Origin of the sequence: Streptomyces sp. URMC 126, from assembly GCF_051386555.1 — a bacterium.
In the GTDB taxonomy this organism is placed as follows: Bacteria; Actinomycetota; Actinomycetes; order Streptomycetales; family Streptomycetaceae; genus Streptomyces.
Genome location: NZ_JBPQTX010000257.1, coordinates 1 through 10,265, shown reverse-complemented (window position 1 = coordinate 10,265; position 10,265 = coordinate 1). Strand labels below are relative to the sequence as shown.

Genomic DNA, 10,265 nt, shown 5'->3' with positions numbered 1-10,265 from the left:
GGTCCAGGGAGGTGCCGGCCGCGGGTGTCGGGGCGGGGATGGTGGCGGGGGCCGGCTCCCCGTGGCGTCGGCGGGCCGTGTCCGGGGTTTGGGTCAGCGTTCCGTCTTGCCGTGGGTCACCGGCCTCCCGCGTAGCAGCCGGACCGTGTGCCGTACCGGGCCCGCCCAGTGCAGCAACGGCTGTACGAGGAAGGCCGGGTACAGGGCCGCCGCGCGCCCGAGGCCGCCGCCGGGCGGTTCGGCTCTGGCGTCGGCGCCCCGGTGGGCGCGGAGCCGGCGGTCCGCCTGCCGTACGCACCACACCGCGTGCGCGGCGCCGTACGCGAGTGCCGCCGCCGCCCAGCCGAGCAGCGCCGCGTGCGCGCCCCGGACGGCGAGCGCGGCGGCTGCGCCCAGGACGACGGCCGGGCCGGCGAACCACCACAGCGTGTCCAGGCCCTCCTTGGCCAGGACCACCGTGTTGCGCGTCCCGTGGGCCCGGAGCGCCGGGTCGGTCAGCAGCCGGCGGCAGCCCGCCAGGCTGCCGTGGGCCACCAGCGCGTACGCCCGGGAGAGCGCGGACACGGTGGCGTAGCGGTCCACGAGGTTGAACACCGGCAGCACGTCCATGGACGCCCCGGCCGCCGACAGCTTGTAGCCGACGAGGAGGTCGTCGACCGGTTCCTCGTACATGCCGATGGCCACGAGCGTGTCGTGCCGGACGAAGAGGCCGGCGCCGACGCCGTACACCACCGGTTCCGCGACGGCCGTCACGGCCGCGGGCAGCCGGGCGGAGCGGATCCGGGCGCGGGCCAGGATCCGGTGGGCCTCGACGCCCGCGCGGCGGCGCAGGTCGGCCAGGGCGTGCGCGCGCAGCAGCGCGTCGGCCGCCCCGCGCCGGGCGGCCGTGGGACGCCGTAGCTGGAGCGGGAGTTGCTGGACGAGGTCGGGCGGTGGGCCGTCGCCGCGGGTGGCCGCCGCGGCCAGGTGCAGCAGGGTCGTGCGGTCGGGCTGCGAGTCGGCGTCGTACAGCCCGACGTACGTGAACGCGGGGTCGGCGCCGGCCGGCAGCAGCGCGCCCAGCCGTTCGACGGCGTGCACGAGCTGACCGCTCTTGGCGCCGTCGGCCGTGTAGTGGAGGTGGTGCAGACCGACGCCGGGGTGCTCGGCGGCGATCCGGGGCAGCAGCTCCTCGGCCACCTCCCGGGTGGTCGGCACGGCCGCGACCTCGGCGCGCAGGGTGCCCGCCGGGTCGGCGGAGGCCCGGGTGCGCCGGGCGATCCCGGCCGCCCGTCCCGACGGCACGAGCCCGGTGAGGCGGGCGGCGGCGTCCTCGGGGCCGGCCGCCCCGGCGAGGGCGGCGGCCAGCGCCGGCAGCCGGTCCGCCGCCGCCCGCTTGTCGCGCTCCTCGCGCTCGGTGGTGACGACGACGAGGTGCAGCAGCCCGGGCGGGTACGCCAGGGACGCCGCCGCGCGCACCACCTCGCCGAGCAACTCCTGCTCGCGCAGCGCCGGAACGAGCAGCACCACGTGCGGCACGGGCCCCGCCGGGGCCGCCTCCGCCGGCAGGCGCCGGCGGTCGAGGGCCCGGGCCGTCAGCGCCGCCCGCGCGCTGAGCGCCGCGCCCCACAGCAGCACGCCCCACAGGACGGTCAGGGCGGCGGCCGTCACGACGGGGCTCCGGGCGCGGACAGCCGCCGCAGTCCGCCGTCGCGGGTGCGGGCCGCCTCCCGCAGCGCCTCGGCCACGGGGTGCAGTCGCGCGGCCCAGCCGACCACGTCGGCGGGGTCCAGCCGCTCCGGGTCGCCGACCGGGACGCCGGGCAGCAGGGCGGGAAGGTGCGCGCCGAGGCCGAGCGGCACCCGGAACACGCAGCCGCCCGTGCCGCCGACGGCCGCCAGCCGCACCTCCAGGGCGCCGTCCGCGTACGACGGCTCCACCCGGACCAGGTCCCACCCCGCGGACCGCGCGAGCAACCGCCCGTCGTGCAGGCCGAGTCCGGCGGCCGTCGTGGCGCCCCGGAAGCGCCGGCCGACGCTCAGGTCCACGATGACGTCGAAGAACCGGTTGGGGAAGCGGTGGTACTGCCCGCGCAGCAGGTGGCGGCGGCGGGGCAGCGCCGGGTCGGCGTGCCGGGCCACCCGCACCACCTCCGGCGGGGCGGCGTCGTCCGTCAGCCGCACCCGCAGCTCCAGCGAGGTGTCCAGCGAGAACGAGTAGTCGTCCCCGGTCCGGCGCACGCTGCGCCCGTCCTTGCCGACCTTCACCACCAGGGCGTCGGCGAACACCTGCACCTCGTCGGCCAGCCGGCGGTCGCCGTACTTGTACTCGACGGACCGCAGGACGCCGTCGGCGTGGAAGTTGGCCAGCAGGAGCGGCCGGTCAGGGGTGCGCCGCCCCGGGCCGAACAGGGCGAAGTGGGCGGCGCCGACCAGGGACAGCTTCTGCTGGTTGCGGTCCAGCACCTCCAGCGCGTACCGCTCGGGGTCGGTCACCCCGAACAGCTCGTTGGCGAACGGCGCGTCGAGGTCGGGCGCGTAGACGTACAGGCCGGGCCGGCCGCCGTCGCCCGTCCAGGGGCGGGCGCGCAGTTCCTCGCCGAGCCCGGCACGGTCCTGGAAGGTGTGGAACGAGTAGGCGTGCGGGTAGCCGTCGGGGTCGCGGCGGCCCGGCGGGTGCACGACGACGTGCCGCAGGCAGACGCTGTCGCGCCGCAGGTTGCGCAGGGCGTCGGGCAGGTCGGGGGCGGGGCGCCGGGCGGCCGGGGCCGCGGCGGGCTCCGGGCGGTCCGCGAGGGCGTCCACGAGGGCGGTGCGAAAGCCGTCGACGTGCTCGCGCGTCAGATGCGGCATGGCGTAGAAGTGGTAGAAGAGCCGCTCCTCGACGCGGCCGTCCGGCGCGGTCCAGGGCAGCTTGTTGCCCACCAGGCGGTAGCGGGCGGCGAGTTCGGCCGGCAGCCGGCCGCCGTCCCGGGAGAAGCCCGCCACCAGCACCGGGTTGCCGGGCGCGGGCAGCAGGACGGCGTCCGGATCGGCGGCGCGGACCGCGCCGGCCAGGCGGTCGCGTACGTCGAGGGCCGCGCGGAACACCTCCCGGTAGCCCTCCGCCGCCACCCCGAACACCAGCGACCACAGGGCCGCCGCCATGGCGCCGGAACGCGAGCCGGTGATGGTCTCGTCCACGAAACCCGACATGGGCGCGGGCACGGCCCCGTGCCCGAGCAGCCCCTTGCGGCACAGGAAGACGCCGCAACTGTAGGGCATCAGGCCGGACTTGTGCGGGTCCAGGACGACGGAGTGGACGAAGGGGTGACGGAAGTCGAAGGCGACGTCCGGGTCGGTGAAGGGCAGGATCATCCCGCCGTGGGCGGCGTCCACGTGGTGGAACAGCGGCAGTCCGCCGCCGGACGCGGCGTGCTCCCGCAGCACGTCGCCGATGCGGTCGACGGGGTCGACGAGACCGGTGTTGTAGTACCCGGCGGTGGATACGACGATCACTCCGGTGCGGCCGGGGCGCGCGGCCAGGGCGGCCAGTTCGGCCCGGACCGTCTCCGGTTCCAGCAGCCAGGACGGCCCCGCCGGGCACAGGCGTGGCTCGATGTCCAGGATTTCGGCCGCCTTGGCCACGGAGTGGTGGGTCAGCGCGGACGCGAGGACCACCACCTCGCGGGCGCCGGCCGCCCGCAGCGCGTTGCGGCCGATGCGCAGCCCGGCGAGCGTGCCCTCGTTGGCGCCGCCGGTGACGTAGCCGTCGACGGAGTCGGCGCGCAGCAGCCCGCCGAGCGCGAGGACCGCCTCCCGCTCCAGACGGCGGGTGCCGTGGGTGCCGCCGCCGAACCGGGTGTGCACACCGACGTTGTTGGCGTTGCGCGCGGTGAACCGCTCCAGGGCGTCCAGCGCCAGCGGGTGCGGGGCGGTCATCGCGAACCCGAGCCGCACCGGGTCGCCGGGGGAGTGCCAGCCGGGCACCTCGGCGAGCCGGGCGTCCAGCGCCTGCCTCAACGCGCCTGGAGACAAGGGGGTTTCGGGGAAGGTGTCGGTCTCGGTGGAGCCGTCGTCCAGATCGGGCACGTCAGTCCCCCTCCCGGCGCAGCACGCAGCGCAGCACGGCACGCGGCCCGACGTCGAGGGCGCGGACATAGGTGTGGGTCTCCCCCTGGGGGCGCAGCCCCGCCGCCGCGAAGGCGGCGAGGATCTCCTCGTGGGGCAGCAGCGTCATCGGGACGCCGTCGGGCAGCAGGTACCGGCCCGGCGCGCCGCCCGGCCGCAGCGCCGGGTCCAGGGTGTCGGAGGTGAAGGTGTTCAGGGCCAGCAGTCCGCCCGGGAGCAGGACGCGGGCGATCTCGCCGACCGCCGCCGCCCACTGGTCGCGGTCCACGGCGTTGTGCAGCACGCCGTAGCACACGACCAGCGCGAAGGCCGCGTCCGGGCAGGGCAGCGCGTGGGCGGCGCCCTGGCGGACCATGACGCGGCCCGTCGGGTAGCCGGCGGTCCGGGCGCGGGTGGCGGCGACCATGCCCTGGTGCAGGTCCACCGCGAGGACGTCGTAGCCCCGGTCGAGCAGGGCGAGGGTGTTGCGGCCGCCCCCGCAGCCCAGGTCCAGGGCCGCCCCCGCGACCGGCACGCTCTCCAGCAGCTCGGTCAGGTAGGGCTGGACGGGCAGGGCGCGGAACGCCTCGACGGTGCCGGGTGCGTTCCAGTAGGCCGCGGCGCGGTCGGCGGCGGCGGTCGTCTCGGTCATCGGGTGAACCCCGTCTCCTCGTAGGTGCCGTTGTGCGGCCGCGCGCGCACGACCTCCATGTCGAGCTCGGCGAAGCGGGCCGCGCACCGGTCGGGGTCGCCGGTCAGGGCGAAGAACGCCGGCCCGACGGAGGACAGCGACAGCACGGTCACGGCCTTCTCGTCCCACAGCGGCTCCAGTTCGCGGGCCAGGCCGGTGAGGCCGGGGTAGGAGAAGGAGCAGTTCTCGATGCTGCCCATCCGGAACCGGTAGTCGAAGACCAGCGAGCCGAGCGGGCCCAGGTCGCCGCGGAGCGCGGCGGGCATCGCCTCGTGCAGCATGCGGAACGCGATGGTCGGCGACCAGCGCTCCCCGGTGGCGCGGAAGCGGTCGAAGTGGGCGATCTCGGCGGCCATCAGCGCGTCGGTCGGCTGCTCCTCCCGGCCCCGCGGCACACCGATGACCAGCGACAGGTGCTCGGGGACGTCCACGGCCAGCACCACGGTGCCGCGGCCGGCGACGACCTGCACGCCTCCCGGGTACAGCCCGGAGGCGGCCGACCCGCCGATGCACTGCACCGGCGTCAGCATCCCGGGCAGACTGCCGTGCTCCTCGCCGTGGTTGGCGGTCAGATACGGCAGCAGGTCGGCGCGGTCGACGGGCCGGCCGTACAGGTGGTTGACGGCCGCGGCCACCGCGGCGATCAGACTGCTGCTGGAGCCGAACCCGGCGTGGACGGGCAACGGGTCGCTCTCCACGGCGACTTCGAGGTCACACGGCACACCGAGCGCGGCGCACATGATGCGGGCCGCGTGCGCGACGAGGTCGGGCCGGGCCACGGAGGGGTGCAGCGCCAGGCCCGCGCCGGGGCCCCGGCGCCGTACCCGGACGTGATGGAAGCGGGCGACGGAGAAGACGACCTCGCCGGCGTCGTAGACGAGGTGGCGGTCCTCGGCGATCGCCCCGGGGTGCAGCGCCATGGCGTTGAGCCGGGTGGGGTAGCGGAGGCCGACCTCGGTGGCCGGGGTGAGGGGGCCGACGGGCGCGGTCAGCGGATGGTGCACGGTGCCGGGCGCGAACGGTGCGAACATGGGTGTCATCTCTCCTCGCCGCCGCCGGCGGCGGCGCACGCGTCGGTCAGGAGCCGGTGGCGGGCCAGCGTCAGTTCGGCCAGCCGGTCCAGGGAGTCGGTGGTGTAGCCGCCGCTGCCCAGCGACCCGTCGGGCCGGATGGCCATGTTGGCCTTCGCGAGCTGCACGTGCGGCAGCCTGAAGCGCAGCAACTCCTGCGTCAGACGCCGCAGTTCGGTCAGGGTGCGGACGACCGCCGGGGTGCCGGGGGAGTGCCGGCCGGCTTCCTCGACGAGGCGGGGCAGCAGCGGGCGGTGGCGGCGCGCCGCGTCGGCCGCGTCCCGGTAGGCGGCGGGCAGGTACGGCAGGTTCTCGCGCAGGTACCCCTCGTACCACTCCTCCCGAGGGTCGCCCGGCTCCGGCCGCAGCAGCGCCACGTCCACCAGCAGCGGCGTCATCTGGGCGCCGCCCGGGGCGTAGAGCACCTGCCCGCCGACGGTCATCGGCGGGAAGTAGGGCCGCATCTCGTAGGAGAACGTCCGCGGGGTGATGGTGCGTTTGACCGACAGCAGGCTCTGGGCGAACACCGTGAATCCGGCCGTGGCCTCGGCCAGCAGCCCGGGGAGCGACGGGTCGTGCACCGCCGCAGGCAGCGCTTCCGTCAGCGCGTCCACGGCGGGGCGCAGCGCGACGCCCGCGGTGCGGACCTCGCGGATGAACAGCTCCTCCTCCGGCAGTTCGGTGAAGGAGCGCGGGGCGGTCTCGGGGTTGCGCAGCGCGTAGGTGTAGACGCTGTCGCGCGGTACCTCCTCGGTGACGGCGCCCAGTTTCAGCAGGAGTTCCTCCGCGCCGGGCAGGGTGCGGTAGTCGACGCCGTGGCGTTCGAGGGAGGCGAGGGCGAAGCCGAGGTCGCGCAGGGCAGCGCCGGCGGTGACCGGGTCGCGTACGGCGCCCTCCGCGCGGCTCGTCCACTCCCGGGCGAGCGCGGTCAGGCCGGCGATGTCCGCCGCGCGGTTGAGGGCGGGCAGTCGGGGTGCGTCGCGGGCGGCGTCGAGCGGGTCCGACGCGGCGACGGCGCGGTCGAGGTCGCGCATGGGCAGGGCGAGTCCGGGCATCACGTTCTCCCAGTTCACGGGCGCGGTCAGGGCAGGGACGGCGCCCAAGGCGGGGTCTGCGGTGGGGTGTCGGGTGAAAGTCGGGGGGCGGGCCGGGGTCAGAGGCGGCCGACGAGTTCGCCCAGGTGCCGTACGCGGCGTGCGGCCGGCGCCGGCGGCGTGGCCGAGCGGGGCGCGTCGGTCACCCAGACGGCGGGCAGCCCGGCGGCCCGGGCGGCGGCCAGACCGGCGTAGGAGTCCTCGACCGCCAGGGCGCGGCGGGTGCCGGTCCGCGCGGCGGCGACCGCGCGGAGGTAGGCGTCGGGCGCGGGTTTGGCCCGTACGCCGGGGCCCGCGCAGGTCACGGCGGTGAAGTGCGGGCGCAGCCCGAGCCTGCCGAGGTGGCCTTCCACCCAGTCGGGCGCGTTGCCGGAGGCGACGGCGAGGGTGTGGCCGCGCTCCCGGCAGTACGCGAGGAAGGAGCGCACCCCGGCCTTGGCGTCGGTGCGGTCCGCCAGCGCGCGGTTACGGCGCTCGAACTCGTCCCACAGCGCCCGGGCTTGTCGCCGTCCGGCCGCGACGGCCAGCCGGCGGGCCAGCGCGGCGCGGTCGAGGGTGCGGTCGGCCCGCACGGTGAGGACGCGCCGCAGACCGGGCGCGGCCTCGCGCAGCAGCTCCCGCCAGACGGCGACGCCGATGCGTTCCGTGTCGAGCAGCACTCCGTCGAAGTCCAGGACGATCAGCCGACCGTCCGCGCCGGAGCGCGCCTCCCCCGTCCTCAGCACACTTCCCCCTGTGCGCGGCGGCCCCGGTGCGATACGCGCACGCGTCGTCGACCCGGAACCGCGTCATTAGTCTGGACCAATGACACTAGGTTGCGGCGGACACCCCGTCAACAGTCGTCTTCACCCCCGTGACCTGGACGTTCGGGCCGCGACCGGGCCGATGTGTGACAAGCGTGACGATCTCCGGGACCCGCCCGGCGGGTGTGCCGCGGGGCGGGTCCGTGGGGACGGCGAGGGCACGGCCTACGGGTGCGCGGCCTCCGGCGCGGGCAGCAGACGCGCGGCCAGGGCCGTCGAGGGCAGTCGCGGGTGGAGGTAGACCTGTTCGCCGCGGGCCCGGGTCTCGCGGCGGAGGCGGCGCAGGGCCGCCGCCGCCTCGTCGTGGCGGCCGGCGTGGTGCAGGGCGTCGGCGAGGAGCCCCAGGTGCAGGGGGAGGCGGATGAGGGTGCCGGAGGCGTCCAGCCCCGAGACCGCCGAAGTGACGAGGGCGATCCCGGCGTCCGCCGCGCCGGTGTGCGCGAGGGCCCAGCCCTCGCAGACCGACAGCATGTGCTTCCAGTACCGCAGCCCGTACCGGTCCGCGACGACACGGCCGCGCCGCCCGGAGCGGTGCGCCGTCTCCACGTCACCCTCCAGACCGGCCAGGATCCCGTCCACGTAGAGCGCGAACGCCTGGTCGTTGGGGCGGCTGTCGTGCCGGGTGACGTCGAGGAGTTCGGCGCGGCGGACCGCCGCCGCGTCGTCGTCGCCCAGGAACCAGCGGGTGAAGGCGTCGTACGAGCGGCAGGAGACCCGCGGATCGTGCTGGAAGAGGCGCGCCACCTGCCGGGCCCCCTCCCCGCCCAGCGCGTCGGCCCGCACCACCGCCGCCTCCAACTCGCCCAGCGCCTCCGGGAGTCGGCCGCGCACGTGCAGCACGATGCCCCGGCCGTAGCGGGCGCCCAGGAAGGCGACCGGGTCCTGCGGCGTGCCCGGCATCGCGCGGAGCCGGTCCGAGAAGCCCAGCGCGCCGTCGTACCGGCCCGTCACCAAGTGCGCGGTGCACAGCGACCACAGGGCCGTCGGCTCGTCCCGGGCCCCGGTGACGGGGTTCAGATCCCGGCTGCGGGTGAACGCCGCTTCCGCGTCCGCGTCACCGTAGCCGCGCGTGGTCGCCAGCATCTGGCCGAGCTGGATCTGCAGCTGCCGTTCCAGCACGGGCGCGGCGGGGTCGTCGGGCGGCAGCAGCCGCAGCAGGTCGATGGCGCGCCGCAGCCACATCTCCGCCCGCTCGTACGCCAGTCGCAGCTCGGCGTCGTCCGCCGCGCGGCACAGGGCGGGCAGCACCCGGGCCGGCGCCAGGACCCGCGAACCCTCCCACGCGTGGTGCGCCGACTGCTCCACCGCGTCGTGCCGGCCGCCCGGACGGGCGGCGAGGGTCTCCGCGATCCGGGCGTGCAGCCGCACGCGTCGGCCCCGGTCGAGCTCGCCGTAGAGTGTCTCGCGCACCAGGGCATGGGTGAACCGCAGCGTGCCGGGGCCCGCCGGATCGCCCGACAACAGCTGCGCACGCAGGGCCGGTTCGAGGTGGTCGCCCGCCGCCCGGCCGTGGCCGGACACCTCCGCCAGCAGCTCCGGATCGATCTCCGAGCCGATCACGGCACACAGGCGGAGCAGGTCGCGCGTGGTGTCCGGCAGCGCCGCGAACCGCTGCGTCAGCACCTCCCGAGCCCCCGACGGGACGCGCGTGAACAACTGCCGTACGGCCTGCGGGTCGTGGAGCCGGGCCGGGTCGCCCAGCAGGGACATCAGCTGGTGGACGAAGTACGGGTTGCCCTTGCTGCGCTCGTGCAGGCGCTGGACGGTCTCGGCGGGCACGCCGGGCCCGGACGCCACGGAGACCAGCAGGGACACGGCCTCCTCGGGGAGACCGTGCAGCCGGATGCTCTCCGTACGCGGGCTCCACAGCGTCTCGCCGAGCGCCTCGCCCAGCTCCGGATCGCTCTCCAGCTCCCAGGTCCGCGTGGTGATCACGATGCCGAGGCGCCGGCCGTTCAGCCGGCTCGCCAGCAGGCGCAGCAGTTGGAGCGAGGGGGCGTCGACCCAGTGCAGGTCCTCCAGCAGGAGCAGCAGCGGGGCCTCGTCCGCCAGCGACAGCAGCGCCTCGCAGACCGCGTCGTACGTGCGGAAGCGGTCCGGTGCCACCTCCGGGTGCCGGTCGTGGCGGCCGGCGGCGTCGGACGCGCTGTCGAGTACGGGGAGGAGGCGGTCGCCGAACCGTTCCCGCACGGTACGGAACCCCTCCGGCCGGGAGGCCGCCACCTGGCGCAGCACCTGCGTCCACAGCCAGTACGGCGGGGCGCCCGGGCCGGAGAAGCAGTAACCCCATACGGCCTCCACGCTGGTGTGGGGGAGCCGTTGGGCGACTTCCGACAGCAGGCGCGACTTGCCGATCCCGGGCTCCCCGAGCACCGCCGCGACCCGGCCCTTGCCCGCGAGCACGTCGGCTACGAGGATGCGCAGCGCCGCCAGCTCCCGGTCCCGGCCGACGAACGCCCGGCGGCCGGGCGTGGCGGACGGCGCGGGGGCCGGGACACCCGGCGCGAGCGGCGGGGTCGTCGGCGGGTGCCGCTCCGGGG

7 protein-coding genes are annotated in these 10,265 nt (G+C 76.4%); all 7 read right to left on the bottom strand.

What is annotated here, in order from left to right; all coding sequences use genetic code 11:
• Positions 1 to 93: 93 nt before the first annotated feature.
• The gene (locus ACSNOK_RS25340) at positions 94 to 1,650 is read right to left on the bottom strand and encodes a hypothetical protein (protein ID WP_436783077.1); all 1,557 of its coding nucleotides are present in this window, start codon (positions 1,648 to 1,650) and stop codon (positions 94 to 96) included.
• Positions 1,647 to 4,049: a pyridoxal-dependent decarboxylase gene (locus ACSNOK_RS25335; protein ID WP_436783076.1), complete on the bottom strand. Its 2,403-nt coding sequence runs from the start codon at positions 4,047 to 4,049 to the stop codon at positions 1,647 to 1,649. Before ACSNOK_RS25335 ends, ACSNOK_RS25340 begins: the two co-directional genes overlap by 4 nt.
• A 1-nt stretch (position 4,050) precedes the next feature.
• Entirely contained in the window at positions 4,051 to 4,719 is a 669-nt protein-coding gene (locus tag ACSNOK_RS25330) for a class I SAM-dependent methyltransferase (RefSeq protein ID WP_436783075.1), read from the bottom strand.
• Positions 4,716 to 5,789 (bottom strand): GHMP family kinase ATP-binding protein, encoded by a 1,074-nt coding sequence (locus ACSNOK_RS25325; RefSeq protein ID WP_436783074.1) that lies wholly within the window; start codon positions 5,787 to 5,789, stop codon positions 4,716 to 4,718. Before ACSNOK_RS25325 ends, ACSNOK_RS25330 begins: the two co-directional genes overlap by 4 nt.
• 5 nt (positions 5,790 to 5,794) lie before the next feature.
• Complete coding sequence (locus ACSNOK_RS25320; protein ID WP_436783073.1) at positions 5,795 to 6,901, bottom strand: monodechloroaminopyrrolnitrin synthase PrnB family protein; 1,107 nt, start codon at positions 6,899 to 6,901, stop codon at positions 5,795 to 5,797.
• 80 nt (positions 6,902 to 6,981) lie between these two features.
• Complete coding sequence (locus ACSNOK_RS25315) at positions 6,982 to 7,647, bottom strand: HAD family hydrolase (protein ID WP_436783072.1); 666 nt, start codon at positions 7,645 to 7,647, stop codon at positions 6,982 to 6,984.
• A gap of 243 nt (positions 7,648 to 7,890) precedes the next feature.
• Positions 7,891 to 10,265 (bottom strand): ATP-binding protein (locus ACSNOK_RS25310; RefSeq protein WP_436783071.1); only part of this gene is annotated, 2,375 nt, incomplete at its 5' end.

Coding starts and splice junctions, on each gene's coding strand:
- ACSNOK_RS25325 (WP_436783074.1), bottom strand. CDS start 5,789: ATGTTCGCACCGTTCGCGCCCGGCACCGTGCACCATCCGCTGACCGCG.
- ACSNOK_RS25330 (WP_436783075.1), bottom strand. CDS start 4,719: ATGACCGAGACGACCGCCGCCGCCGACCGCGCCGCGGCCTACTGGAAC.